Annotated in this window: 19 protein-coding genes, 1 tRNA gene and 1 pseudogene; 15 read left to right on the plus strand and 6 right to left on the minus strand. The window is 57.5% G+C overall.

The window, feature by feature from the left end:
- Positions 1-37: 37 nt before the first annotated feature.
- The gene (gene ggt, locus HP15_RS06815; RefSeq protein WP_014576786.1) at positions 38-1801 is read right to left on the minus strand and encodes a gamma-glutamyltransferase; all 1764 of its coding nucleotides are present in this window, start codon (positions 1799-1801) and stop codon (positions 38-40) included.
- A 143-nt stretch (positions 1802-1944) separates the two neighbouring features.
- Here ggt and purU point away from each other — a divergent pair, with 143 nt between their 5' ends.
- The 12 genes from purU to pyrF all read left to right on the plus strand — a co-directional run bounded on the left by purU (position 1945) and on the right by pyrF (position 16391).
- Positions 1945-2799, plus strand: coding sequence for a formyltetrahydrofolate deformylase (gene purU / locus HP15_RS06820; RefSeq protein ID WP_008172070.1), 855 nt, complete (start codon positions 1945-1947; stop codon positions 2797-2799).
- Positions 2800-2925: 126 nt separating this feature from the next.
- On the plus strand, positions 2926-5547 hold the full coding sequence (gene gyrA, locus HP15_RS06825) for a DNA gyrase subunit A (protein WP_014576789.1): 2622 nt from the start codon (positions 2926-2928) through the stop codon (positions 5545-5547).
- A gap of 51 nt (positions 5548-5598) precedes the next feature.
- A complete protein-coding gene (gene serC, locus HP15_RS06830) occupies positions 5599-6681 on the plus strand; it encodes a 3-phosphoserine/phosphohydroxythreonine transaminase (protein ID WP_041645155.1) in 1083 nt (360 codons plus the stop codon).
- 2 nt (positions 6682-6683) lie between these two features.
- Positions 6684-7781, plus strand: a complete 1098-nt coding sequence (pheA, locus tag HP15_RS06835; RefSeq protein ID WP_008172067.1) for a prephenate dehydratase — start codon at positions 6684-6686, stop codon at positions 7779-7781.
- A gap of 45 nt (positions 7782-7826) precedes the next feature.
- Positions 7827-8951, plus strand: a complete 1125-nt coding sequence (gene hisC, locus HP15_RS06840; protein WP_014576791.1) for a histidinol-phosphate transaminase — start codon at positions 7827-7829, stop codon at positions 8949-8951.
- A gap of 1 nt (position 8952) precedes the next feature.
- Complete coding sequence (locus HP15_RS06845) at positions 8953-11181, plus strand: bifunctional prephenate dehydrogenase/3-phosphoshikimate 1-carboxyvinyltransferase (protein WP_014576792.1); 2229 nt, start codon at positions 8953-8955, stop codon at positions 11179-11181.
- Complete coding sequence (gene cmk, locus HP15_RS06850; RefSeq protein ID WP_014576793.1) at positions 11181-11861, plus strand: (d)CMP kinase; 681 nt, start codon at positions 11181-11183, stop codon at positions 11859-11861. The genes HP15_RS06845 and cmk overlap by 1 nt, the downstream gene beginning before the upstream one ends.
- Positions 11862-11991: 130 nt before the next feature.
- Positions 11992-13686: a 30S ribosomal protein S1 gene (gene rpsA / locus HP15_RS06855; RefSeq protein ID WP_014576794.1), complete on the plus strand. Its 1695-nt coding sequence runs from the start codon at positions 11992-11994 to the stop codon at positions 13684-13686.
- Positions 13687-13820: 134 nt separating this feature from the next.
- The gene (locus HP15_RS06860; RefSeq protein ID WP_008172061.1) at positions 13821-14117 is read left to right on the plus strand and encodes an integration host factor subunit beta; all 297 of its coding nucleotides are present in this window, start codon (positions 13821-13823) and stop codon (positions 14115-14117) included.
- A 59-nt stretch (positions 14118-14176) separates the two neighbouring features.
- The gene (locus HP15_RS06865) at positions 14177-14479 is read left to right on the plus strand and encodes a LapA family protein (protein ID WP_008172060.1); all 303 of its coding nucleotides are present in this window, start codon (positions 14177-14179) and stop codon (positions 14477-14479) included.
- On the plus strand, positions 14479-15648 hold the full coding sequence (gene lapB / locus HP15_RS06870) for a lipopolysaccharide assembly protein LapB (protein ID WP_008172059.1): 1170 nt from the start codon (positions 14479-14481) through the stop codon (positions 15646-15648). Before HP15_RS06865 ends, lapB begins: the two co-directional genes overlap by 1 nt.
- 32 nt (positions 15649-15680) lie before the next feature.
- The gene (gene pyrF / locus HP15_RS06875) at positions 15681-16391 is read left to right on the plus strand and encodes an orotidine-5'-phosphate decarboxylase (RefSeq protein WP_041645156.1); all 711 of its coding nucleotides are present in this window, start codon (positions 15681-15683) and stop codon (positions 16389-16391) included.
- Between the two features lie 561 nt (positions 16392-16952).
- Here the strand turns inward: pyrF and HP15_RS06885 are convergent.
- Positions 16953-17028 (minus strand) — tRNA-Asn (locus tag HP15_RS06885).
- 70 nt (positions 17029-17098) lie between these two features.
- Entirely contained in the window at positions 17099-18283 is a 1185-nt protein-coding gene (locus HP15_RS06890; protein ID WP_014576796.1) for a pyridoxal phosphate-dependent aminotransferase, read from the minus strand.
- Between the two features lie 183 nt (positions 18284-18466).
- Between HP15_RS06890 and uvrB the strand changes: the two genes are divergently transcribed.
- On the plus strand, positions 18467-20527 hold the full coding sequence (gene uvrB, locus HP15_RS06895) for an excinuclease ABC subunit UvrB (protein WP_014576797.1): 2061 nt from the start codon (positions 18467-18469) through the stop codon (positions 20525-20527).
- Here the strand turns inward: uvrB and rimI are convergent, their stop codons facing one another.
- The gene (gene rimI / locus HP15_RS06900; protein WP_014576798.1) at positions 20528-21646 is read right to left on the minus strand and encodes a ribosomal protein S18-alanine N-acetyltransferase; all 1119 of its coding nucleotides are present in this window, start codon (positions 21644-21646) and stop codon (positions 20528-20530) included. It lies immediately after the preceding gene.
- Positions 21647-21847: 201 nt separating this feature from the next.
- Between rimI and HP15_RS06905 the strand changes: the two genes are divergently transcribed.
- The gene (locus tag HP15_RS06905; protein ID WP_041645158.1) at positions 21848-23347 is read left to right on the plus strand and encodes a RimK family protein; all 1500 of its coding nucleotides are present in this window, start codon (positions 21848-21850) and stop codon (positions 23345-23347) included.
- A 19-nt stretch (positions 23348-23366) separates the two neighbouring features.
- Here HP15_RS06905 and HP15_RS06910 read toward each other — a convergent pair.
- Positions 23367-24525, minus strand: a pseudogene (locus tag HP15_RS06910) (cation diffusion facilitator family transporter).
- Positions 24526-24934: 409 nt separating this feature from the next.
- On the opposite strand from HP15_RS06910, the gene HP15_RS06915 reads away from it, so the two are divergent.
- Entirely contained in the window at positions 24935-25954 is a 1020-nt protein-coding gene (locus tag HP15_RS06915; RefSeq protein WP_041645159.1) for a quinone-dependent dihydroorotate dehydrogenase, read from the plus strand.
- Positions 25955-26126: 172 nt separating this feature from the next.
- Here the strand turns inward: HP15_RS06915 and rmf are convergent, their stop codons facing one another.
- The gene (gene rmf, locus HP15_RS06920) at positions 26127-26339 is read right to left on the minus strand and encodes a ribosome modulation factor (protein ID WP_008172042.1); all 213 of its coding nucleotides are present in this window, start codon (positions 26337-26339) and stop codon (positions 26127-26129) included.
- Positions 26340-26594: the final 255 nt, after the last annotated feature.

Genomic DNA, 26594 nt, shown 5'->3' on the forward strand with positions numbered 1-26594 from the left:
GCCTCCATTCAGGTCAGTGACCCTGGTCAATTGCCCGTTAATAGCCCATGGCCGACGAAGTGCTCCTTCTCGGGTCCGCGCCACCATTGAGAACACCGTCTTCGTCAATCAGGATGCTCTGGATGGCGCCCATGGCTGATCCACCGACCACCGTGTGCCCCCGCTCCTGCAGAAGCCGGATGGTGTCGGGGCTGATGCCCTGTTCGATCCGGATTTCATCCGGCAGCCACTGGTGGTGCATGCGCGGCGCGCTCACGGCGGTCTGGACGTTCATTCCATGATCAATCACATTGAGGATCACCTGCAAGGTGGTGGTAATGATCCGGGAGCCTCCGGGGCTGCCGGTCACCAGAACGTTCTTGCCATCCTTCTTAACGATAGTGGGCGACATGGAGCTCAGCATGCGTTTGCCTGGCTCGACCTTGTTGGCTTCGCCGCCGATCAGGCCATAGGCGTTGGGTACACCGGGCTTGGCACTGAAGTCGTCCATTTCGTTGTTAAGCAGGAATCCAGCGCCTTCCACCGTAATGCCTGACCCGTAACTGAAATTGATGGTGTAGGTGTTGGACACGGCGTTGCCCCATTTATCCACAACGGAAAAATGGGTGGTTTCAGGGCTTTCCCAGGCAGCCGGCTGGCCGGGATTGATGTCGTTGGCCGGTCGTGCCCTGTCTGGATCAATGCCTTTGCGCAGTTCTTCTGCGTAGCCTTTGCTGGTTAACCCCGCCAGCGGCACCTCCACATAATCCGTGTCGCCGAGGTATTTTGAACGGTCCGCGTAGGCCAGTTTCATGGCTTCGGCCATGTGATGAATCGCATCAGCGGAGTTATGGCCAAACTCGGCCATCGGGAAGCCTTCCAGGATATTCAGGATCTGGACAATGTGCGTGCCACCGGAGGAGGGCGGCGACATCGAGAAAATATCGTACCCGCGATAGTTGCCGTGAACCGGCGCCCGGACAACCGGGCGATAGTCTTTCAGGTCCTGGTGCGTGATGAGGCCGCCATTCCGTTCCATTTCGCTGGCAATCAGATCGGCGGTTTCGCCTTCGTAAAAGCCTTTCACGCCGTTGTCGGCAATGCGCTGGAGTGTTGCCGCCAGTTCCGGCTGTCGAAAGCGTTCCCCGGGCTGCCAGGCGCTGCCGTCTTCCTTATAAAAGGTGTCACGGGTGGCGGGCCATCGCTCGAGTCTCTCCCGGGCCTGCTCCAGACCTTCAGTAAAACGCTGGGGCACTACGAAACCGTCTTGGGCCAGTTTGATGGCCGGCGCCAGTGCCTGCTTGAGGGTAATGGTGCCGTGCCGCTCCAGCGCCAGTGCAAGGCCGGCAACTGTGCCCGGAACCCCTGCGGCCAGGTGGGTAAAACGACTGCGGTTCCTGACCACCTCGCCGGATTCGTTCTGGAACATGGTTTCTGTGGCGGCAGCTGGCGCTTTTTCGCGATAATCAATGGCTTCCGGATCTGATCCGTCGCCCCTGGAAATCAGCATAAAACCGCCACCGCCAATGTTGCCGGAACGGGGCTGGGTGACAGCGAGTGCAAAACCGGCGGTAACGGCTGCATCGATTGCATTGCCGCCGTTTTTCAGCACTTCCAGAGCCACCTCGGTGGCCAGTGTGTGGCTGGTGGCAACCATGCCCTGGGTTGCGGTAACCGGGTGAAACCGCTCACCCTCGAGAATGGCCTGTCCGAAGGCCGGCGCGGTGGTGATGAAAAAGGCCAGGGCGGCCGCAATCGAAAGGCGGCCTGGGCGCCCCGTGGCGAGGTTTTTGATTGTGCGTTGGTAGAGGCCTCTGTCCATATCTCCATTCCTCGTTTCTGGCGTTCAGATAGGCTATGATAGCCGGTCATTTTCATAGGTGCGTACCGTTAACCTGCCGTTAATGTCGGCGGTGATTCCCCGACGCACCTGCTTTCCCGGATTTCAGTTAAGGAAAGGCTTTCATGGAGCATACCTATCGTCTTGTGATTTCCTGCCCCGACCGGGTGGGAATTGTCGCCAAGGTGAGTAATTTTCTGTCGACATACAATGGCTGGATTACCGAGGCGAGTCACCATTCCGACACGCAAACCGGCTGGTTTTTCATGCGGCACGAGATCAAGGCCACTTCGATTCCGTTCGGTCTGGACCAGTTCCGCGCCGCGTTTGAGCCGATTGCCCGCGAATTCAATATGAACTGGCACATTGCCGACTCGGCCCAGCCCAAGAAAGTCATCCTGATGTGCAGCAAGGAATCCCATTGTGTGGCTGATCTGCTGCACCGCTGGCACAGCAAGGAGATCAATGCCGAGATCGTGGCGGTCATCTCCAACCACGACGACCTGCGCCGGATGGTGGAGTGGCATGAGATTCCCTACCACCACGTGCCGGTAAGCAAGGAAAACAAAGAGGAAGCTTTCGCCCATATTGATGAGCTGTTCCAGAAATATGAGGCCGATGTGGTGGTCCTTGCGCGCTACATGCAGATCCTTCCCGGCGAGCTCTGCGAGAAATACTCCGGCAAGGTGATCAACATCCATCACAGCTTCCTGCCGTCCTTCGCCGGTGCGCGCCCCTATCACCAGGCCTATAGCCGTGGCGTGAAACTGATTGGTGCCACCTGCCACTACGTGACTCAGGACCTCGACGAGGGCCCGATCATCGAGCAGGACGTTATCCGGATCACCCACAGCGACTCTATCGAGGATATGGTTCGCCTGGGTAAGGATGTGGAGAAGAACGTGTTGGCCCGGGGCCTGCGCTCCCACATTGAAGACCGGGTGATCACCTACGAAAACAAGACAGTGGTGTTTGATTAAGGCTGCCTCACAGTTGCCCCGGAAAGGGTGCGACTGTGGTAGACTTGGCGGCTTGTTGAAGAATAACTATGGGGCCCGGAAACGGCCCCGATACGACTTCCAGATAACGCAAAGGAACCTTTCTCGATGGGTGAGTTAGCCAAAGAGATCCTGCCGGTCAATATTGAAGACGAGTTAAAACAGTCCTACCTCGATTACGCCATGAGCGTGATCGTCGGGCGGGCGCTTCCGGATGTGAGGGATGGCCTCAAGCCGGTTCACCGCCGCGTTCTGTTCGCCATGTCCGAACTGAACAACGACTGGAACAAGGCCTATAAGAAGTCCGCCCGTGTGGTGGGTGATGTTATCGGTAAATACCACCCCCACGGTGACTCTGCGGTATACGACACCATCGTACGTATGGCCCAGCCGTTCTCCCTGCGGTATCCGCTGGTTGATGGCCAGGGTAACTTCGGTTCCATCGACGGTGACAACGCGGCTGCCATGCGTTACACCGAGATCCGCATGGAGAAGATCGCTCACTCCCTGCTGGCGGATCTGGACAAGGAAACCGTCGATTTCGTTGATAACTACGACGGCACCGAGCGGATTCCCGAGGTTCTGCCCACCCGGGTTCCCAATCTCCTGGTGAATGGTTCTTCCGGTATTGCCGTTGGTATGGCCACCAATATTCCGCCGCACAATCTGACGGAAGTCGTGAATGGCTGCCTGGCGCTGATTGATAACCCGGACCTGACCATCGATGAGCTGATGGAATTCATTCCGGGCCCGGATTTCCCGACCGAGGGCATTATCAATGGTCGTGCCGGCATTGTAGAGGCCTACCGCACCGGCCGCGGCCGCATCTATATCCGTGCCCGTCACGAGATCGAGCACGACAACAAGACCAACCGCGATGCCATCATCATCACCGAGCTGCCGTATCAGCTGAACAAGGCCCGCCTGATCGAGAAGATCGCGGAGCTGGTAAAAGAAAAGCGTCTTGAAGGTATCTCCGAACTGCGGGACGAATCCAATAAGGAAGGTATCCGGGTGGTGATCGAGCTGCGTCGGGGTGAGAACCCGGACGTTGTGGTCAACAACCTGTTTGCCCAGACCCAGCTTGAAACCGTATTCGGCATCAACATGGTTGGCCTGATCAATGGCGAGCCGAAAACCCTGAATCTGAAGCAGCTGCTGGATGCGTTCGTTCGTCACCGCCGTGAAGTGGTGACCCGCCGGACCATCTACGAACTGCGCAAAGCCCGTGAGCGTGGCCACATTCTGGAAGGTTTGACGGTTGCCCTGGCCAACATCGACGAGATTATCGAGCTGATCAAGGCCTCGCCGTCCGCCGCCGAAGCGAAGGAAAAGCTGATTGCCAAGGGCTGGTCGCCGGGCGATGTCATGGCCATGCTGGAACGTGCCGGCCAGGACGCCTGCCGTCCGGACGACCTGCCAGAGATCTATGGGCTGCGTGAAGGTCTGTATCATCTGTCACCGGAACAGGCCCAGGCCATTCTGGACTTGCGTCTGCACCGCCTGACCGGTCTGGAAACCGAGAAGCTCCAGAACGAATACAAGGAAATTCTCGACAAGATTGCCGATCTGCTGGACATCCTGGGCGACCCCGAGCGGCTGCTCCAGGTGATCCGGGAAGAGCTGGAAGCGATCGTTACCGAGTTCGGTGACGAGCGTCGTACCGAAATCACCAGCTCCCGTCGCGACCTGACCATCGCCGACCTGATTGATGAAGAAGACCTGGTGGTGACCATTTCCCACAGTGGTTACGCCAAGACCCAGGCAGTGGAAGACTACCAGGCTCAGCGTCGTGGTGGTCGCGGCAAGGCAGCAACCTCCATGAAGGATGAAGACTTTGTAGAGAAGCTGCTGGTTGCCAACTCCCACGACACGATTCTGTGTTTCTCCAACCGCGGCAAGGTTTACTGGTTGCGGGTCTTCGAGATTCCGCGTGCCAGCCGCGCCTCCCGCGGTCGGCCCATGGTGAACATCCTGCCGCTGGACGAAGGCGAGCGTATTACCACCTTCCTGCCAGTTCGGGATTATCCGGAAGACCAGTTCGTGCTGATGGCCACCTCGGCCGGTGTGGTCAAGAAAACGCCGTTGCCGAACTTCTCGCGTCCGCGCAGCAGCGGCCTGATTGCCCTGTCACTGGATGAGGGCGATACCCTGATCGGTGCAGCCATTACCAAAGGGGATGCCGAGGTCATGTTGTTCTCGACCGCTGGCAAGGCGGTGCGCTTCAACGAAGAAGCCGTTCGTCCCATGAGCCGGACAGCCCGTGGTGTTCGCGGTATCAAGATGCCGCAGGGTCACCATGTGGTGTCGCTGATCATTCCGCAGGACGGCGGGGTTATCCTGACTGCCTCCGAAAACGGCTACGGCAAGCGTACTGCCATTGACGAGTTCCCGACCTACAGCCGTGGCAGCCAGGGCGTAATCGCCATGCAGTGCTCCGAGCGTAACGGTAACCTGGTGACAGCCCTGCAGCTGTTCGACGGTGACGAAATGATGCTGATCTCTGACAAGGGCACGCTCGTGCGTACCCGGACAGACGAAGTGTCGGTTCTTAGCCGGAACACCCAGGGCGTGCGCCTGATCAAGCTGAGCCAGGAAGACGAGCGGCTGGTTGGCGTTGAGCGGATTGCGGAAACCGACGACGAAGAGCTCGACAGTGAAGGCAATCCGATTGTTGCCGACGAGAGCCCGGAAGAAGGCCAAGAAGGCGAGAGTGCCGGCGACGAATAAGCCCGCACTTGCCACAGACAGATTCAGCAAGACTTGAGAGAAAGCAGCAACATGAGCAGGGCGTATAACTTTTGTGCAGGTCCGGCCACCTTGCCGGAGAGCGTGCTTCGTCAGGCGCGGGATGAAATGCTCGACTGGCGCGGTACCGGCATGTCGGTGATGGAAATGAGCCATCGCAGCGACGAGTTTGTCCAGATTGCCGAGACTGCAGAAAAAGATCTGCGTGAACTGGCCGGCGTGTCGGATGACTACGCCGTTCTGTTTATGCAGGGTGGGGCGTCCAGCCAGTTTTCCACCATTCCTCTGAATTTGCTGGGCGAAAAAGGCTCTGCTGACTACGTGAACACCGGCATCTGGTCCAAAAAGGCCATTGCCGAGGCCAGTCGCTATGGCAAGGTGAACGTGGTGGCGAGTTCGGAAGACAGTGGCTTTACCACGATTCCGGATCAATCTTCCTGGCAGACCAGTGCCGATGCGGCGTACATGCACTACACGCCCAACGAAACCATCGGTGGTCTGGAGTTCGATTTTATCCCGGAGAGCCCGACAGCACCGCTGGTCGCCGATATGTCTTCATCAATGCTTTCGAGGCCGGTGGACGTTTCCAGGTTCGGTGTGATCTACGCCGGTGCCCAGAAGAACATTGGTCCCTCAGGATTGGTAGTGGTCATAATTCGCAAGGATCTCCTGGGCAAGGCCCGGAAGGAGACCCCGACCATGATGAACTATCAGGTGATCGCGGATAACGGTTCGATGTACAACACCCCAGCCACCTATTCCTGGTACCTGGCCGGTTTGGTGTTCAAGTGGCTGAAAGAGCAGGGCGGTGTGAAGGCCATGGGTGAGATCAACCTGCGCAAGGCCCGCAAGCTCTACGATTTCATCGATACGAACGAGTTCTACGCCAACCCGATCGACCCGCGGTTCCGCTCCTGGATGAACGTGCCATTCACGCTGGCGGATGATGCCCTGAACGGTGAATTCCTGAAGGGTGCCAATGCCCGTGGTCTGCTGAACCTGGCCGGCCACCGTTCGGTTGGCGGAATGCGTGCGAGCATCTACAACGCAATGCCAGAAGCCGGTGTCGATGCGCTGATTGACTACATGACCGAATTTGCGAAGGAGCGTGGCTGATCATGAGTGATGAGCAGGTTCGGCTCGGAGAGCTGCGGGACGAGATCGATCAACTTGATCAGAAGATCATGGAGCTGATCAGTGCCAGGGCCGCCTGTGCCCAGGAAGTGGCGCACGTTAAAATGACCGCCAATCCGGGGCAGGACGTCTTTTTCTATCGCCCCGAGCGGGAGGCCCAGGTGCTTCGCCGCATCAAGGAACAGAATCCGGGGCCGCTGTCGGGTGAGGAAATGGCCCGTCTGTTCCGGGAAATCATGTCCGCCTGCCTGGCGCTGGAAAAGCCCATGCACATTGCCTTCCTGGGTCCGATTGGCACCTTCACACAGGCGGCAGCGCTCAAGCATTTTGGTCACTCGGTGGTCAGCGTGCCTTTGCCGGCCATTGATGCGGTATTCCGGGAGGTCGAATCCGGCGCTGCCCATTACGGCGTGGTGCCGGTCGAAAACTCGACCGAGGGTATGATCAACCACACCCTGGATATGTTCATGTCCTCGCCGCTGAAGATCTGCGGCGAGGTTCAGCTTCGGATTCACCATCATCTGCTTGTGTCTCCGAAGCATGGCGACCAGGAAATCACCCGGATTTATTCCCATCAGCAATCGTTTGCCCAATGCCGGCAATGGCTGGACACCCACCGCTACGGCATCGAGCGGGTTACCGTCTCCAGCAATGCGGAAGCGGCCCGGCGCGCAGCCGAGGAGCCCGGCACGGCGGCCATTGCCGGTGATATGGCGGCCGAGCTCTATGGCCTGCAGAAGCTGGCGAACAGTATCGAGGATCGCCCGGACAATACTACCCGCTTCCTGATCATTGGCCGGGAGGAAGTGCCGGCCAGTGGCCACGACAAGTCGTCTATCCTGGTGTCCATGCGCAACAAACCGGGGGCTCTGTATCAGCTCCTCGAGCCGTTCCATCGTCACGGGCTCAGCCTGACCAGAATCGAAACGCGGCCCTCGCCAAGTGGCACCTGGGCCTATGTGTTCTACATCGATTTTGAGGGACACATGGAAGACGAACAGGTCCGGAAGGTGCTGGCAGAAGTGGATGAAGAGGCCGTTGAGCTCAAACGCCTGGGTTCCTACCCGATTGGCGTTCTGTAAGTATCTGCACCTGCGTTTCTGAGCAAAGAGTGTCGAGGACGATTTATGGCTATTGATTATCAGAGCCTGGCGGTTCGCGGCGTACAGGCCCTCTCACCCTATCAGCCGGGCAAGCCGATTGAAGAGCTGGCCCGTGAGCTTGGCCTCAATCCGGCAGAGATCATCAAGCTGGCGAGCAACGAAAACCCGCTGGGGCCCAGCGAAAAAGCGCTGTCGGCTGCGCGGAGGGCCCTCTCCGAGCTTTGTTTGTATCCCGATGGCAACGGATTCAACCTGAAGCAGGCGCTGTCGACGCGCCTGAACGTCGGAATGGATCAGATTACCCTTGGTAACGGCTCCAACGATGTACTGGAAGTGATTACCCGTTGTTTCGCCGATGCAGATTCCGAAGTGGTTTTCTCCCAGTACGCGTTCGCTGTCTACCCGCTTGTGACCCAGGCCATCGGTGCCAGGGGTGTGTCTGTGCCTGCCCGGGAATGGGGGCACGATCTGGACGCCATGGCTGCCGCGGTTACTGATCGCACTCGCCTCGTGTTTGTCGCCAACCCGAACAACCCGACGGGTACCGTTCACACGGCGGAAGCCATTGAGGCGTTCCTGAAGAAAATCCCCGAGAACGTGCTTGTGGTTCTGGATGAGGCCTACTGTGAATACCTGACCGGTGATCAATACCCGGACGGTGTCGAGCTGTTGGCCCGTTTCCCGAATCTCATCGTTTGCCGCACGTTCTCCAAAGCCTGGGGGCTGGCGGCTCTGCGGGTAGGTTACAGCATCTCCTCGCCGGCCATTGCAGACATTCTTAACCGGGTGCGTCAGCCGTTCAACGTGGATACGGTTGCCCTGTCTGCCGCCACTGCCGTTCTGGATGATGAGGATTACCTGCAGCGTTCCCGGGATGTGAACACAGCGGGCCTGCGTCAGTTGCAGGAGGCGTTTGACCGGATGGGGCTCGGTTACATTCCGTCGGCCGGGAACTTCGTTGCCGTGGAAGTGGGGGAGCAGGCCATGGGCGTGTACCAGGCTCTGCTCGCACACGGTGTAATTGTCCGGCCCATCGCGGGCTATGGCATGCCCCGGCATCTTCGGGTGTCCGTAGGGCTGCCGGAAGAAAATGAGCGCTTTATTGAAGCTCTGGCCCAGGCCCTGACTGCATCGGGGCTCAGCGACTGATATGACGTCTTCCGAGCCTCTGTTTAAACGGGTAGCGGTGATTGGCCTGGGGCTTATCGGTGGCTCTCTGGCCTGCGCGATCCGTCGCAAAGGGCTTGCGGTTACGGTTGTTGGTGCGGACCATCGCACTGAGGAACTGCAGCTCGGTAAAGAGTTGGGTGTGATCGATCAGGCGGCGTCAACGGTGTCTGATGCGGTTCGTGGCGCGGACCTGGTTGTGCTTGCCGTTCCGGTACGGGCAACACGCGCGGTTCTTGAGCAGATTCGCCCGGCTCTAGAGCCGGACGCGATACTCACGGATGTCGGTAGTACCAAATCCAGCTTCGTAGCCGATGTTGAGGCCGTGTTCGGCGGCTTGTCGCCTCTGGTTATTCCCGGTCATCCCATTGCCGGTTCCGAGAAGAGCGGCATCCGGGCGGCCAATCCCGAGTTGTTCGCCAACCACAAGGTCATCCTTACGCCGCCGGACAATGTCAGCCAGCCCCACCTGGCTCGCCTGAAAGGGCTCTGGGAGGGGTGCGGTGCCACGGTGCTGACCATGTCGGTGGCGTATCACGATGAGGTGCTGGCAGCCACCAGCCACTTGCCCCACCTGATCGCGTTCTCCCTGGTAGATACCCTGGCGGGTGAAGATGAGAACATGGACATCTTCCGTTACGCCGCCGGTGGCTTCAGGGATTTCACCCGGATTGCGGCCAGCGATCCGGTGATGTGGCACGATATTTTTCTGTCGAACCGTGATGCGGTTCTTCGTGTCATTGACCACTTTACCCACGACCTCGAACAACTGCGCACTGCCATTGCCAATCAGGACAGCGCCACGTTGTTGCGGGTTTTCAGTCGCGCCAAGGCGGCGCGTGAACATTTTTCGAAGATGCTCTCAGGACAGGCTTACGTGACAAACAACAGTGAAAAGCAGGTAACGTTCCGTCTTCAGCCCGGTGGCGCGATCACCGGTGATATCCGGGTGCCCGGCGACAAGTCAATGTCGCACCGGTCCATCATGCTGGGTGCTCTGGCAGATGGCGTAACCGAAGTGAAAGGGTTTCTGGAGGGTGAAGACAGCCTGGCGACGCTCCAGGCATTCCGGGATATGGGCGTTACCATTGAAGGCCCGGACGACGGCTTTGTTCGCATCCATGGTGTTGGCATGCACGGGCTTCAGGCCCCCCGCGGGCCTCTGTATCTGGGTAACTCGGGAACCGCCATGCGGCTGTTCGCAGGTTTGCTGGCGGCCCAGCCCTTTGATTCCGAGCTGACCGGCGATGCGAGTCTCTCCGGTCGCCCGATGGGGAGGGTTGCCGATCCGCTCAGGGCGATGGGCGCCGTTATCGATACCGCAGAAGGGGGGCGCCCGCCACTGAAAATCCGTGGTGGCCAGAAGCTGTCCGGTATTCACTATGAAATGCCGGTGGCCAGTGCCCAGGTGAAATCGTGTCTTCTGCTGGCCGGGCTTTATGCCGAGGGCAGTACATCGGTGACCGAGCCCGCGCCTACCCGTGATCATACCGAACGCATGCTCGCGGGTTTTGGCTATCACGTTCACCGTGATGGTGCGACCGCCAGTGTCAGTGGTGGCGGCAAACTGACGGCGACCAATATTGATGTGCCTGCCGATATTTCGTCGTCTGCGTTTTTCCTGGTCGCGGCCAGTATCGCCCCGGGCTCCAATCTGATCCTTCGCCACGTTGGAATGAACCCGACCAGGGTTGGTGTGATCAACATCCTGAATCAGATGGGCGCCAATATCGAGATTCTGGACGAGCGCGAAATCGGTGGTGAGCCGGTTGCTGACCTTCGGGTCCGCTCCGCGGAGCTCCAGGGCATCGACATCCCTGAGGATCAGGTGCCCCTGGCCATCGACGAATTCCCGGTGCTGTTCATTGCCGCGGCCTGTGCTAACGGCCGTACGGTGCTGCGAGGCGCAGAGGAACTTCGGGTCAAGGAAAGCGACCGGATCCAGGTGATGGCAGATGGCCTTGCTGCACTGGGAGTCGAGACCACCGTCACGCCTGACGGCATTATTATCGATGGCGGTCAGACCATCGGTGGCGGTACCGTGAACAGTCATGGCGACCATCGCATCGCGATGTCCTTTGCGGTCGCTTCCCTGCGCGCTGCGGGTGACATTACGGTGAACGACTGTGCGAACGTGGCTACGTCTTTCCCCGGTTTTGTGGAACTTGCGCAAGGAACGGGGATCAATATCTCAGCCGAGGGGGCTGAATAATGGTTGTTAGCAGTGCGCCGGTGATTACCGTTGATGGTCCCGGAGGTTCCGGCAAAGGCACCATCACCCAGATGCTGGCCCGAAAGCTCGGGTGGCATCTTCTTGATAGTGGTGCCCTTTACCGGCTGACGGCGCTGGCCGCGGTTCGCCAGGGCGTGTCTCTGGATGACGAGAACGGCCTGGTAAAAGTCGCCGCCGGACTGGATGTGGCCTTTGAGCCCACTCCGGAAGGTGAGCCGGTAAAAGTAATTCTTGCCGGCCAGGATGTGACAGCAGATATACGTACAGAATCGGCTGGCGACAACGCCTCGAAGGTGGCGGTCATGCAGCCGGTCCGGGATGCGCTATTGCAACGCCAGCGGGACTTCCGGCAGGCGCCGGGCCTGGTTGCCGATGGCCGGGATATGGGAACGGTGGTTTTTCCGGATGCACCGGTAAAAATCTTCCTTACGGCAAGCGCCGAGGAGAGGGCCCAGCGGCGCTATAGCCAGTTGAAGGACGCGGGTGTCGATGTTAATATTGACGCCCTTTTAGAGGAGATACGGGTTCGTGATGAACGGGATATGAACCGTTCCGCAGCCCCTCTCAAGCCCGCAGATGATGCGCAAGTCATTGATTCTACGGGGTTGAGTATAGAAGAGGTGTTGGACAGGTGTATGGCCGCAGCAGGTCAGGCCTGACTACACCTTTTTGTCGTTGAAATGCCGGATGTAGCGCTATCTGCCAGCCACAGGCTTAGTCCGGAACTTGTTAACAGACCGTGTTGCTGGTGGCACGGAGTACACTTGCGTTGATCATATAGGACTCATAATGAGCGAGAGCTTTGCGGATCTTTTTGAAGAAAGCCTGAAAGAAATTGACATGCAACCGGGTTCCATCGTCCAGGGAACCGTTGTAGACGTCGATAACGACTGGGTCACCGTTAACGCCGGACTGAAGTCCGAAGGCGTTATCCCCGCCTCCCAGTTCCTTAACGAAAAAGGCGAGTTGGAAATTGCTATCGGCGACGTTGTCGATGTAGCTCTCGACGCTGTTGAAGACGGCTTCGGTGAGACCCGTCTGTCCCGTGAAAAGGCCAAGCGTGCAGAAGCCTGGAAGGTACTCGAGAAGTCCTTCGAAGCTGAGGAAGTGGTTAAAGGTATCATCAACGGTAAGGTCAAGGGTGGTTTCACCGTCGATCTGGCCGGCATCCGTGCCTTCCTGCCTGGCTCGCTGGTTGATGTTCGTCCGGTTCGCGACACCGCGCACCTGGAGAACAAAGAACTCGAATTCAAGGTTATCAAGCTCGACCAGAAGCGTAACAACGTGGTTGTTTCCCGCCGCGCCGTTCTGGAAGCTGAAAACAGTGCTGAGCGTGAAGCTTTGCTCGAAACCCTGACCGAGGGTATGGAAATCAAGGGTATCGTCAAGAACCTGACCGACTACGGCGCGTTCGTGGATCTGGGTGGTGTTGACGGCCTGCTGCACATTACCGATATGGCCTGGAAGCGCATCAAGCATCCGAGCGAAATCGTTAATGTTGGCGACGAAATCAGCGTTAAGGTTCTGAAGTTTGACCGTGAGCGTAACCGTGTTTCCCTCGGCCTGAAGCAGCTGGGCGAAGATCCCTGGGTTGATATCAAGGGTCGTTACCCGGAAGGTTCCAAGGTCAAGGCACGCGTTACCAACCTGACCGACTACGGCTGCTTTGCTGAGCTGGAAGAAGGTGTTGAAGGTCTGGTTCACGTTTCCGAAATGGACTGGACCAACAAGAACATCCATCCGTCCAAGGTTGTCCAGGTTGGCGACGAAGTGGACGTGATGATTCTGGATATCGACGAAGAGCGTCGTCGGATCTCCCTGGGTATCAAGCAGTGCGTATCCAACCCGTGGGAAGATTTCTCCAGCAACTTCAACAAGGGCGACCGCATCTCCGGCAAGATCAAGTCAATCACTGACTTCGGTATCTTCATCGGACTGGATGGCGGCATCGACGGTCTGGTTCACCTGTCTGACATCAGCTGGAACGAGACTGGCGAAGAAGCGGTTCGTGAATACAAGAAGGGTGACGAAGTTGAAACCGTTATCCTGTCTGTTGATCCGGAGCGTGAGCGTATCTCCCTGGGTATCAAGCAGCTCGAGAGCGATCCGTTCGCCGAGTTTGTACAGCTGAACGACAAGGGCTCTATTGTTAAGGGCACCGTGTCTGCAGTTGATGCCAAGGCAGCTACCATTGCTCTGAACGACGAAGTTGAAGCGGTACTGAAAGCCTCTGAAATCAGCCGTGACCGTGTTGAAGATGCACGCAACGCGCTGAAGGAAGGCGAAGAAGTTGAAGCGAAGATCATCAGCATCGACCGCAAGAACCGCATCATCAACCTGTCTGTGAAGTCCAAAGATGTTGAGGACGACAAGCAGGCACTGGAAAACGTGCGGACCAAAACTGCGGAAACTTCCTCTGGTGCGACCACCATCGGTGATCTCATCAAGGAGCAGATGCAGCAGCAAAACGCCAACAAGGACTAATCTTCCGGTTGGTACGAAAAAAACGGGCTCTAAGAGCCCGTTTTTTTTGTGTTTTTTTCTGGTTTGGCTAAACTAGGTAGTCATGGGAATCCGGTAACCGACGGCCGAATAAAAATGAAAGAGGGAAACGCCTCATGACGAAGTCCGAACTGGTCGAGCTGATTGCTTCCAAGCAAACTCAGCTCTCCGTTAAAGATGTCGAACTGGCTGTAAAAACCATCATCGAGCACATGTCCCAGTCGCTTGCCGATGGTCAGAGAATAGAAATCCGGGGATTTGGCAGTTTTTCCCTTCATCACCGGGCCGCGCGTACCGGGCGCAATCCGAAAACCGGTGAGGCTGTTCAGTTGCCAGCCAAATATGTGCCGCACTTCAAACCCGGCAAGGAATTGAGAGAGCAGGTCAACGACAGCTTGAAGAAAGGCTTTTAACAGCTGCTCAGGGAACGCGTATAATTCGGGCATCAATGCCCTTTGGGAGTGCTATCGCTATGGCAGGATTGCAGAAGATCCTCATTATTCTGTTGGTTTTGGTCCTGGTTCTGCTGGCACTGGTATTCTCGCTCAACAATCAAATGGCAGTCTCCCTCAACTTTCTGTTGTTTGAAACCCAACCTCATGGTGTTGCCGTCTGGATTATCATGGCATTTGTTGTCGGCGCCCTTGTTGGCGTGCTGATGACCATGCTGGCCACCGTTCGCAACTCGGTGTCCCGGCGAACCCTTCAGAAACGACTTGATCGCGCCGAGCAGGCATTGGAGAAATCCAGGGCCCAGAACGACCGGACTCTTTAATGGATATCGTATTACAGTGGCTGCTGCTGACGGTTGCAGTCGCCGTTGGCTGGCTTGTGGGCCGGCTGGGAAGCGGTGACAGGCGATCCGGCAAAACGATTTCCGATGAGGAATCGGTGAAGGACCGTCTCCAGTTCCTGTTCACGAACTACTCCGACCAGGCGGTTGAGAATTTCGTCCAGTCCCTTGCGGTCAACAAGGATACTGTCAGTCTCCACCTCTCCATTGGCAGCCATTTCCGCAACAAGGGCGAAACCGATCGCGCCATACTGATCCACCAGAACCTTCTGGCCAGGCCGGAATTGCCCCCGAGATTCTCCCCGCAGGTGACTCTCGAGCTTGCCCGCGATTACCTGAACGCGGGGCTCCTTGACCGCGCCGAGGCATTGTTGCACCAGTTGATGGGCGACAAGGATTACGGTCGTCACTCCTCCCAGCAGCTCATCGACCTCTACCAACAGGAAAAGGAATGGGCAAAGGCTGCCGAAGTGGCCCGGACGCTGACACGTGGGGACGCCGACCCGGCAATGTTCAAGGTGCTGGCTTACCTGACGTGTGAGCTGTCGGAAGAGTCCCTGAAACAGGACGACCGCTGGGCTGCCCAGAAACTGGCCAAGGAGGCGCTTGAGTACGATCGCTCCTGCGTACGGGCCAATCTGATTATGATGAAGCTGCTGGTTCGGCAGGGCAGCTATCGCGAGGCAGGCAGCCAATGCCTGAAAGTATTCGAACAGAACCCCGAGTTTGGGCCGGAAGCCATCGACCGGCTCATGAAGCTTGAGCACGAGCACGGCGACATTGGCCGGTTGGCGAAAAAACTGCGCAAGCTTTACGAAAACTACCCGAGCACCAGTTTGTTGCTGGCTCTGGTGGAGTCCGTCGAGCGCGCCTCGGGGCGACCGGCTGCTATCGACTTGCTCAGGCAGGAACTGGAAACCCGCCCGAGTGTCCGTGGCTTGCTCAGGCTGGTGGAAATGGCCGGCTATGAGAAGGGCATGACCACTGATGAGGGCAGGTTGGTGAGCCGTATTGGCCACCTGATTCTCGCCAATCGTCCCGTCTACCGTTGTGTCAGCTGTGGTTTCTCTGGCCGTCAGCTGCACTGGCTTTGCCCAAGCTGCAAGCAATGGGAAACCGTGCGCCCGATCCAGGGTGTTGAAGCCGAATAAACCTTTACCGAATTTCTGCAGGACAAGTGAACGTGCAAACCGCTAACGATCCCAAGATCATCGTCGCCCTCGATTTTCCCTCCCAGAATCCTGCCCTTGAGCTGGTCGACAAACTGGACCCGGGTAAATGCCGCCTGAAAGTGGGTAAGGAACTGTTCACTCGTTCCGGCCCGCAATTGGTGGAAGGGCTTCAGAAGCGTGGATTCGACGTATTCCTGGACCTGAAATTCCATGACATCCCGAACACCACCTCAGCTGCCGTTGCAGCTGCCGCTGACCTCGGTGTCTGGATGGTCAATGTGCATGCCTCTGGTGGCGAGAAAATGATGACCGCCTGTCGGGAGCGCCTGGAAAGCTTTGGCGCGGATCGCCCGCTGTTGATTGCCGTCACGGTCCTCACCAGCATGAACGCCGACGATCTTGCCGGTATCGGCATCACCGATTCCCCGGAAGCCCAGGTATCCCGCCTGGCAACCCTCACCAAAAATTGCGGCCTCGACGGCGTCGTCTGCTCCGCACAGGAAGCACCCAAGCTCAAAGCCGAGCAGGGCGCCGACTTCAAGTTGATCACACCGGGTATCCGTCCGTTGACCGCTGACAAAGGCGACCAGCAGCGCATCATGACGCCCACCGATGCCCTCAAAGCCGGTTCCGACTACTTGGTGATCGGTCGCCCCATTACTCAGGCGGCTGACCCGCTGGCTGCCCTGGAGGCTATTCACTCCGAGGTGATCGGACTCTAGTTCTATCCGGCCCTCGAATCCTGACCTAGCCTTTGACTAATGGTGGCAGGGACAGCTGGCAGGGCTTTCCAAAACACGCTACAAGCACGTCCGTGTGCGCTTGTTTCGGGCCGTCCATGGCCCTCTACAGTTTTGGAAAGCCCTGCCAGCTGTCCCGTTTAGACCTTCCAGTTGACCGCATTTTCCCGAAAGACAGATGCAGGCTTAGGTCGGATTATGCTGTGCCAATCCGACCTACATTTAGGTGCAAATTCAAGTCGCATATCCTTAGGTGCCTTTCGGAAACTCAGCGAATAAGTCGGGAGTATATCGTTGGGTCTGGATCGGTGGTGTGGGGTTGCCCTCCCAAAAATGTCTGTGGCCATGGATGGCCACAGTCAAGCGCACATGGACGTGCTCGTAGCGTTTTTTGGGAGGGCGACCCCACACCGCCAGCCCCGAATGCAGCAGGCTAGGGCAGGAGCACGCACCACCACTCAAGATGTGGTCAAAAAACGTAATGCAAAACAGAAGGCAATAAAAAACCCGCTAACTCAGAGAATCAGCGGGCTTTCAGAATAGTGGCTCCCCGAGCTGGGCTCGAACCAGCGACAAACGGATTAACAGTCCGTTGCTCTACCAACTGAGCTATCGGGGAACGTCGTCGTGTGACGAGGCGCGTATATTAAGTTGGCAATACCGCCCCGTCAACCCCTGGCCAGAACTTTTTAGCCAAGCGCTTTCTGAAGACGTTCGACAGCCTTTTCCAGGTTTTCCATGCTGGTCGCAAAGCTCAGGCGCATGTGGCCGGGACAGCCGAAGGCGGAGCCCGGGACCAGTGCCACGCCGGCGTCGGTCAGCAGTTTCTCGGCGAATTCAACGTCGGTGCTGACGCTGGAATCGGCATCGATGGCGCCCTGGAAGCTGGGGAACACATAGAAGGTACCGTCGCCGTTCAGGCATTCAACGCCTGGCAGCTTGTTCAGTGCTTCTACCAGCCAGTCGTGGCGTTCCTTGAAGGCCTTGACCATCTCGCCTACGCAGCCCTGATCGCCATCCAGCGCAGCCTGTGCCGCTGCCTGGGAGATCGAGGCCGGGTTGGAGGTGCTCTGGGACTGAATCTTCTTCATGGCACCGATGATTTTCGCCGGGCCCGCGGCGTAGCCGATACGCCAGCCAGTCATGGAGTAGGCCTTGGATACGCCATTCAGGACGAATGTGCGGTCATACAGCTCAGGCGTGGCGTTCAGGATGTTGCAGAACGGCTTGCCGGTCCAGAGGATCGGCTCATACATATCGTCGGTGGCGATCATGATGTTCGGGTGCTTCTTCAGCACCTCGCCGATGGCCTGCAGCTCTTCCAGAGTGTAGGCCATGCCGCTCGGGTTCGAGGGGCTGTTGATCACGAACAGGCGGGTACGCTCGGTGATGGCGTTTTCCAGCTGCTCCGGTGTGATCTTGAAGCGGGTCTCCGCGCCGGTTTCGATAATGACCGGTTTGCCTTCGGCCACCAGCACCATATCCGGGTAGGACACCCAGTACGGAGCAGGGATGATGGCTTCGTCACCCGGGTTCAGTGTGGCAAGTGCGAGGTTGAAAAAGCTCTGTTTGCCACCACTGCTTACCAGTATCTGGTTGGCTTCGTAATCCAGGCCGTTGTCCCGTTTGAACTTCGCAATAATCGCTTTTTTCAGGGCTGGCGTACCATCCACGGCAGTGTATTTTGTCTGGCCGTTATTGATGGCTTCAATGGCTGCCTGTTTGATGTGATCAGGTGTGTCGAAGTCCGGCTCGCCGGCACCCAGGCCGATAATGTCCTGGCCTGCTGCGCGGAGTTCCGCGGCCTTGTTGGTGACTGCGAGGGTGGGAGAGGGCTTGATAGCCTGTACTCGGCTGGAAAGTTGAAGGTCCAAACTTGCGCTCCTTAAAGCTGCGTCTGATAGGGCTGCGACCGCCGGGTGCCAGAGCTGCTGGCTGATTTACGCCCAGCCGTCGATCGCACTGATGGTATCATGAAGCCAGTGTATCGCTAAATTTCTCGAATGGCAGGGGCTGTTTCGCCCGTGCGTCGGTTTTACCGGAGGTTTCCGCCAGTTATGGCCAGTAATCAGGCAAACGTTTCCGCCAGAGAGGGTGTGTTCCAGGTTGATTCACCGTTCCAGCCAGCGGGCGATCAGCCCAAGGCAATCGAGGGGCTAATGGATGGTATCCAATCCGGTCTGGCACACCAGACGTTGCTGGGGGTAACCGGCTCCGGTAAAACCTTCACCATCGCCAATGTCATCCAGCAGGTCCAGCGGCCCACCATCATCATGGCCCATAACAAGACCCTGGCCGCCCAGCTCTATGGTGAGTTCAAGGAGTTCTTTCCCGACAATGCGGTAGAATATTTCGTTTCCTACTACGACTACTATCAGCCAGAAGCTTACGTACCCTCGTCGGACACGTTTATCGAGAAAGACGCTTCTATCAACGAGCACATTGAGCAGATGCGTCTGTCTGCTACCAAGGCATTGCTGGAAAGACCGGATGCCATCATTGTGGCGACGGTGTCGTCTATCTACGGCCTTGGTGACCCCCAGTCTTACCTGAAGATGATGCTGCATCTGGACCGGGGCGATCAGATCGATCAGCGATACATCCTCCGGCGCCTGGCCGAACTTCAGTACACCAGGAACGATATCGAGTTCCACCGGGCCAATTACCGGGTTCGGGGCGATGTGATCGATGTATTCCCGGCGGAATCCGAGAAGGAAGCTATCCGCATCGAGCTCTTCGATGACGAGGTTGAGAATCTCAGCTATTTCGACCCGTTGACCGGTGAGGTCCTGCGCCGAGTGCCAAGGGTCACCATCTACCCGAAATCGCATTATGTGACGCCCCGGCAGACGGTGTTGGATGCGGTCGAGCATATCAAGGTTGAGCTGGATGAGCGGCTGCAGCAGCTGCGGGACAACAACCGCCTGGTGGAAGCACAACGCCTGGAAGAGCGAACCCGGTACGACATCGAAATGATGCTGGAACTGGGCTATTGCAATGGCATTGAGAACTACTCGCGCTACCTCTCAGGTCGCCGCCCAGGTGAGGCACCGCCGACACTGTTTGATTACTTGCCGCCCAATGCCTTGCTGGTGGTGGATGAATCTCACGTGACCATTCCCCAGATCGGCGCCATGTACAAGGGCGACCGGTCCCGGAAGGAAACCCTTGTTGAGTACGGTTTCCGCCTCCCATCGGCGCTGGATAACCGACCCATGAAGTTTGAAGAGTGGGAGCGAATTGCGCCCCAGATGATCTTCGTATCCGCAACCCCGTCCACTTACGAGGCCGAGCATGCGGGTCAGGTGGTGGAACAGGTGGTGCGCCCCACCGGCCTGCTGGACCCGGAAATCGAGGTGCGTCCCGCGTCTACCCAGGTGGACGACCTGCTCTCGGAAATCCACACGCGGGTGAAGGTGAAGGAACGGGTTCTGGTGACCACGCTGACCAAGCGTATGGCCGAGGATCTGACCGACTTCCTGATGGAACACGACATCAAGGTTCGCTATCTGCACTCGGACATCGATACCGTCGAGCGGGTGGAGATCATCCGGGACCTCCGGCGGGGGGAATTCGATGTGCTGGTGGGCATCAACCTGCTGCGGGAAGGCTTGGACATGCCCGAGGTTTCGCTGGTGGCCATCCTGGATGCTGACAAGGAAGGTTTCCTGCGCTCCGAGCGCTCACTGATCCAGACCATGGGTCGTGCGGCACGGAATGTTCACGGCAAGGCCATTCTCTACGGTGACCGGATTACAGGCTCCATGCAGCGGGCTATTGATGAGACAGAGCGTCGCCGGGCCAAGCAGGAAGCTCACAACCTGGAACAGGGCATTACCCCGCAGGGCCTGAACAAGAAGATTGCCGACATCATGGAAGGTGCCGGAGGCGGCGGTCGTGGCCGTCGCAAGGCCGAGCGCCCGGGGCAGAAAGCAGCCGAAGAGGCGGAACAGTATCGGGCCAAGGCTGGCAATCGGTCGCCGGAGGAGGTCCTCAAGGAAGTGTCCCGGCTCGAGGATGAAATGTACAAGGCCGCTTCCGAACTGGATTTCGAGACGGCTGCGCGCCTGCGTGATGATATCGCCGAGCTGAAAGAGGCGGCACTGCGGACCGGCTGATCAGGCCGGTCGCTTGGGTCCCACGATGATCGCAGCCTGCAGTGGCTGGTTCCTGCCGTACCGTGAAATCTGGCTGAACACCCGGCGGTCGACTGGCAGGTACTGCTTGTCGGCCACGGTTTCGCCGATTTCAGCATCGATTTCCGGGTCGTGCAGGTACACGAATTGGTCGTCAATCGCGCAGACGGTGACCCAATGGGGAACGCGGCTACGATTCAGCTGCCAGGTGCTGATCAGGATGACTGGAATTCGTCCCTCATGAAGCGCTTCTTCCATCGCTTCAAGGGTCAGCGGGTCATGGTGTAGCTGAATGCCTGTCTTGCCGATGTCGTGTAAAAAGCCCTCGTGTACCAGCTCCAGTACCCGCTTCTTGTCCTCGCTTCTGACGGTGTCCTTGAAGAGGGCTCCTTCCATGCTGATCCAGGCGCTGGCTTCAAAACCCCGATTCCACGCTGCGAGCGCCAGTCCATGTGGGCCGCAGCCGCCGTGGCCGGCGAGCATAAATATGGTGGTCGCTTCCCGCCAAAGCCTGAGTTCTTCCAGGGTTGTGAGTGGTTGCTGTTCATCCAGAGCTGCCATCGCCATGATCAGCGCCGCCGGCCCGCAGGAGAAATCCGTGGTCTGCGGATAGTAGGGAACGGCCGGAAATTCTCTTGAAGGCTCATAGAACAGAATCCGCCGCTCGAAGCGAAGGGCGTCTCCGTGGTCTTCGTAATAGTCCCGGTAGGTGCCGAACTGGCGATAGCCCAGGCGCTTGTAGAGGTTGATGGCGCCTCTGTTATCCTCGCGGACTTCCAGGCGCATGATGATACGGCCAGCGTCTACCGCCTCCGATTCTGCTTCCCGTACCAGTTTCTCGCCCACGCCCTGGCCACGCACAGCTGGCGACACCGCAATGGAGTAGATCCGGGCGAGCCGGGTGGCAGCGCTCATCAGAACCAGGCAGTAGCCCACCAGCCCGCCATCGGCCTCGGCCACAATCAAGCGGTCTCTGGGCATTTCCAGAAAGCGACGAAAACTCCGCCGAGAGAGGCGGTCTTCGGTGAAGCACCGGTTTTCGAGCAAGACCAGGGCGTCGAGGTCCTTGCTGGAGGCTTGTCGGAGCTGGAAATCAGGCATTGAGAGGCGGCCTTGAAAAACGCGAGGAGGGCATGCTGGTGGGCTTCCCGTACTCCGCTATTATGTGTGAGAGTCAGGGTAACGCAAAGACCACAAGGATGCGTAAAAGCACGCATTATGCGCCGATTGTGCAGCGATTGTGACCGGCGTATTGTGGCCACAATTACCACAGGCAAGACCTTTCAGGGAGGAATGCCTTCAATGTCCCGATTGCTTATCGTAGTGGACCGCGCCAAAGACTGGGCGCCTTATTACCCCAGTGAGGACGTGCTGACGTTTGATCAGTACCTCCAGTTCTCAGCTCCGCCCGCCAGCCGGGTCAGGGTCATCAACCTGTGTCAGAGCGCCCGGTACCTGAGCAAGGGGTATTATTGTTCACTCCTGGCGGAGGCCCGTGGTCACCATGTCGTACCCTCGGTGATGACGCTCAATGATCTCGGCCGCAAAGGACTGTTTTCACTTGAGCTGGAAGAGCTTGATGAAAGCGTCATTAACTGGCTGGAAGCAGCGGGTTCGGCAATTGACCCCGCCAGCGATGAGCGCGCGGCCACCCACGAAGTGCGCATTCGGACCTACTTTGGCCAGGCCGAGCACCCGGATCTGAAGCCGGTCGCCCGGGCACTTTTCGAGCGTTTTCCTTGCCCGATTCTTGAAATTGTCTTCAAGCGCCGCAAGCAGTGGCAAATCGAGTCCATGAAGCCGGCGGCTCCGGCGGATCTGGGCGAGCAGGAGCAGGACGTGTTCGCAGCTGCCCTGGATCGTTTCAGCAGTATGGTCTGGCGTAAGCCAAGGGCCCGACGCCGTTACCGCTATGATCTGGCGGTGCTGGTCAATCCCGACGAGGAAATGCCGCCGAGTGACAAGGTTGCCCTGAAGCGCTTCGAGAAGGCGGGCCGTAAACTGGGCATTAACGTTGAGCAGATTACCCGCCGGGATTATATGCGCCTGCCGGAATACGATGGATTGTTCATTCGTGAGACCACTGCCATTGATCATCATACCTACCGGTTTGCCCGCAAGGCGGCCGCTGAGGGCATGGTGGTCATCGATGACCCGGTGTCGATCCTCAAGTGCACCAACAAGGTGTTCCTTGCAGATCTCCTGAAGAACAACAAGGTTCCCACGCCCAAGACACTCATCCTGTCGAAAGATCAGAAGAACGCTGTCGAGCAGGTCATCAGTGAGCTGGGTTTTCCGGTAGTTATCAAGATCCCGGATGGTGCGTTTTCCCGCGGCGTAACCAAGGCCGAAGACGAGAAGACCCTCCGTGCCGGGCTGAGAGACCTGTTCAAGCAGTCCGCCCTGGTGCTGGCTCAGGAATACCTTTACACCGATTACGACTGGCGTATTGGTGTGCTCGGTGGGCGGGCCATCTACGCCTGCAAGTACATGATGGTGAAAGGCCACTGGCAGATCTATCAGCACAGCGAATCCGAGAGTGAGAGCGGTGGCTTTGAGACCATGCCCACGTATGAGGTGCCAAGGAATGTCATTCAGGCGGCCCTGAATGCCACCAGACTGATCGGCAACGGGCTGTACGGTGTGGATATCAAACAGTCAGGCAACCGGGTTGCCGTCATCGAAGTCAACGACAACCCGAGCATTGATGCGGGCGTGGAAGACTGCTTCCTGGGGGGCGAGCTCTACACCCTGATCATGCAGGAGTTTCTTTCAAGGATGGAAGAGAACAGGCGTCGCTAGGTTCTATGGCCGGCGGCTTTCAGGGGCCGGCCACCCAGACCCGGACACTCCCAAACCAGGGGTAATCACCGAGCTCTTCCCTGATGTTTGAGGATGAGAAGACGGTTTCACCCTCGGGGCTGTCCAGGAACAGCTCCAGATGCACCTTGTTTTTCAGATAGTGCAGCCGGAGCCGGCTGTGTTGCGGCAACTCTCCCAGGTGTCGGGCCAGGATGGCCCGGATGTCTTCACGGGAGGGCAGTCGCTCGGAGGTCAGCGGCTGATCTTCGTCGTTTTCGGCGTCGATGTGGAAGTTGATGTCCCGGATGTTGTCCAGGGCATCCCGCATTCCCGAGACAACCTGCATACCGATCTGATGCCCTTCCGATACGCTGATTTCCGGACGAACCACCAGGTGAATATCCAGCAGAATGTCGTGCCCCATACGACGGCTGCGAAGCTCATGCACGTTGCGCACTCCGTCTGTGTCCCGGGCGATACTCTTGAGCATCTCCGTGTCCTCCTGGGAGAGGCCGGTATCCACGAGTTCCTTGACGCTGTCCCAGGTAAACTTCCAGCCAATGTGGATAATGATGCCTGCGATCACCACCGCCGCGAACACATCAAGCCAGACCATGCCGAGCATGGCTCCGGCCGTGGACACCAGAACCACGACTGAGGAGAACGCATCAGTTCGGCTGTGCCAGGCGTTGGCGATAATCAGATCCGAGCGGATCTTCAGGCCGACGTGGCGTGTGTATCGGAAAATCCATTCCTTGCCCGCAACAGACGCTGCAGCTGCCACCAGAACCGGCCAGCCAGGCACAGTATCCACGCCACCCTCTATCAGGCGTAGGGGTTTCCCAGGCCAGGGCGGCGCCAACGGCAATCAGGATGCTGCCCAGAACCAGAGTGCCGAAGGTTTCGATTCGCTGATGGCCGTAAGGATGGTCGTCATCCGGCTCCTGGCGGGACACCTTCATGACGCCAAGAACAACCAGATCAGAGGCAACATCCGTAAACGAGTGAATGCCATCCACCAGCAGGGCCTGGGAGTTAAAAAGAGCACCACCAATGACTTTTATGACCCCGAGTACGGCATCGAGAATCATTCCGATAATGGTCACGCGCGAGGCCGCCTTCATTTCGCCCGCGAGGTTTTCCCGGTGCTGTTGGGCGGGGGAAATCGGCTCTTGCATTGATGCACTCCAGATCAGAAGACAGGTGTCAGTATAACGTTATTCTCACGGGCTTTGGCAGGTGTGGCTAAAAGAGGGGATTTCAAGTGATTTATGCACATCATTGCAGAACGATGACTGGGTAACATTTTGTTTAGTATTTGTCGACAGCCATGAGAAAAATATATAAACCATTGAAAATAAACATAAAAATAACTGATCAAAAAATGATCAATTTGTAGATTGGCGCAGTTATCAAGGGATGGCAACCGTTGCCCCGCGATTTTCAACAGGTTTATCCACAGATTCCGTGGAAAAGGTCATGAGAGTGCCATGATACAGTCATTTACAGCTGATTTGGTTCTATCCCGGGATGCTGTGGAAAACTTCCGGTATACTCCGCCCACTTGGATCAGGGGAGTTTTTTCAGATGTACGGCGTTATCCGCAATCTGCTTTTCCGCCTTCCAGCGGAGCAGGCTCACAATGTTGCATTGAATGGTCTCGATCTTGCGCACCGATTAGGCGTTTTGAGCGCTTTTTCACCAAAGATAGATTCATTGCCAGTGAATGTTATGGGGCTGGATTTTCCGAATCCCGTCGGGCTTGCCGCAGGTCTGGATAAGAACGCCGATCACCTCGATGCGCTTGGCGCCCTGGGCTTCGGTTTTATTGAAGTCGGTACCGTGACGCCTCTGGCGCAGCCCGGCAATCCCAAACCACGGATGTTTCGGCTGCCGGAGCATCAGGCCATCATTAACCGGATGGGTTTCAACAACCAGGGCCTGGACCACTTGCTGGCCCGTGTGGATCAGCGCCGCTACAAGGGCGTGCTTGGAATCAATGTTGGCAAGAACAAGGACACGCCCAACGACCAGTCCGAATCCGATTACCGGAAGGGGATATCGGCGGTTTACAGTCGGGCCGATTACATTACGGTGAATGTGTCCTCGCCCAACACGCCCGGTCTTCGGGATTTGCAGTTTGGAGACTCTCTGAAGGGCCTTCTGGAGGCCATCAAGGACGAACAGCTCCAGTGTGAGAAGGAGCATGGCCGGTATGTGCCTGTGGCGGTGAAGATCGCCCCGGACATGGACGATGATGGTATCCGCTTCGTGGCATCCGCCCTGCGTGAGACGGGCCTTGATGGCGTGATTGCCACCAATACAACGATCAGTCGGGATGCCGTGGCAGGTCATACCCATGCCGATGAGGCTGGTGGCCTCAGCGGTGCACCGGTGCGGGAGGCTTCTCTCAGGGTTATCCGGGGGCTTTACGCGGAACTGGGGGAATCACTACCGATTATTGGTGTCGGCGGCATTATGGACGGTGAAAGTGCAGCCGAGAAAGTCCTGGCCGGTGCCAAGCTGGTCCAGATCTACACCGGTTTTATTTACCGGGGGCCTGAACTTATTAAAGAAGCTGTTGAGGCGATCCGGCAGGTCAAGTGATTTACCGCGCCCCAGAACGAAGGTGGGCCCGCTTAGCGGGCCCGAGCGGGGAATGAACCCCGTGGCGCTTCATCGCATGGTACGGGGCGGGAGGCCCCGTTTGGGTTGCTCTGAGTACTGCGTCAAATTGTGTGTAAAAAGATCAGATTAAGAATCGGGGTTAGTTGAGGCGTCACGCTGTCGTAACGTTAGCCAGTTTATGGATGCCGGATACGCCGGTCATGCCCTCCCATTGATCTGTGCGGCCTTCTCGCCACCCGTTCAGCCATTCCTGGCGAACTTCCGCCTGTTCAATCGGGCAGCTGTCTTTGGATTTTCCGGACACGCCAGCGAGATAACCCCGCTTGAATGCACGAGCGTACATGTCTCTTTTCTGTCTTTTCATGCCGTTCCTCACTGATGGATTAACAGAACAAGCGTGTACACATCTGCAGTGGCTGCGACCAGTGTTATCCGCTCCGGGATAACCCACTATTGTCAGCTCAAGCCAGAGCAGTCAGGATCCTGTTAACGGAAGGTTTGCAGCCTTCCGGAACGACGCGTCACTTACAAGGTAAGTCGAACCTTTAGCGGATGTACACTAATTATTTCATCTATGTGACGCTTTTTTTATAGTTATATGAACTAAAAATTTTGCTGC

This window comes from Marinobacter adhaerens HP15 (assembly GCF_000166295.1).
Lineage (GTDB): Bacteria > Pseudomonadota > Gammaproteobacteria > Pseudomonadales > Oleiphilaceae > Marinobacter > Marinobacter adhaerens.

What these genes read in the sequence shown, in the direction of transcription:
- ggt (WP_014576786.1), bottom strand. Translation starts at nt 1,801, where the DNA reads ATGGACAGAGGCCTCTACCAACGCACAATCAAAAACCTCGCCACGGGG.
- purU (WP_008172070.1), top strand. Translation starts at nt 1,945, where the DNA reads ATGGAGCATACCTATCGTCTTGTGATTTCCTGCCCCGACCGGGTGGGA.
- gyrA (WP_014576789.1), top strand. Translation starts at nt 2,926, where the DNA reads ATGGGTGAGTTAGCCAAAGAGATCCTGCCGGTCAATATTGAAGACGAG.
- serC (WP_041645155.1), top strand. Translation starts at nt 5,599, where the DNA reads ATGAGCAGGGCGTATAACTTTTGTGCAGGTCCGGCCACCTTGCCGGAG.
- pheA (WP_008172067.1), top strand. Translation starts at nt 6,684, where the DNA reads ATGAGTGATGAGCAGGTTCGGCTCGGAGAGCTGCGGGACGAGATCGAT.
- hisC (WP_014576791.1), top strand. Translation starts at nt 7,827, where the DNA reads ATGGCTATTGATTATCAGAGCCTGGCGGTTCGCGGCGTACAGGCCCTC.
- HP15_RS06845 (WP_014576792.1), top strand. Translation starts at nt 8,953, where the DNA reads ATGACGTCTTCCGAGCCTCTGTTTAAACGGGTAGCGGTGATTGGCCTG.
- cmk (WP_014576793.1), top strand. Translation starts at nt 11,181, where the DNA reads ATGGTTGTTAGCAGTGCGCCGGTGATTACCGTTGATGGTCCCGGAGGT.
- rpsA (WP_014576794.1), top strand. Translation starts at nt 11,992, where the DNA reads ATGAGCGAGAGCTTTGCGGATCTTTTTGAAGAAAGCCTGAAAGAAATT.
- HP15_RS06860 (WP_008172061.1), top strand. Translation starts at nt 13,821, where the DNA reads ATGACGAAGTCCGAACTGGTCGAGCTGATTGCTTCCAAGCAAACTCAG.
- HP15_RS06865 (WP_008172060.1), top strand. Translation starts at nt 14,177, where the DNA reads ATGGCAGGATTGCAGAAGATCCTCATTATTCTGTTGGTTTTGGTCCTG.
- lapB (WP_008172059.1), top strand. Translation starts at nt 14,479, where the DNA reads ATGGATATCGTATTACAGTGGCTGCTGCTGACGGTTGCAGTCGCCGTT.
- uvrB (WP_014576797.1), top strand. Translation starts at nt 18,467, where the DNA reads ATGGCCAGTAATCAGGCAAACGTTTCCGCCAGAGAGGGTGTGTTCCAG.
- rimI (WP_014576798.1), bottom strand. Translation starts at nt 21,646, where the DNA reads ATGCCTGATTTCCAGCTCCGACAAGCCTCCAGCAAGGACCTCGACGCC.
- HP15_RS06905 (WP_041645158.1), top strand. Translation starts at nt 21,848, where the DNA reads ATGTCCCGATTGCTTATCGTAGTGGACCGCGCCAAAGACTGGGCGCCT.
- HP15_RS06915 (WP_041645159.1), top strand. Translation starts at nt 24,935, where the DNA reads ATGTACGGCGTTATCCGCAATCTGCTTTTCCGCCTTCCAGCGGAGCAG.
- rmf (WP_008172042.1), bottom strand. Translation starts at nt 26,339, where the DNA reads ATGAAAAGACAGAAAAGAGACATGTACGCTCGTGCATTCAAGCGGGGT.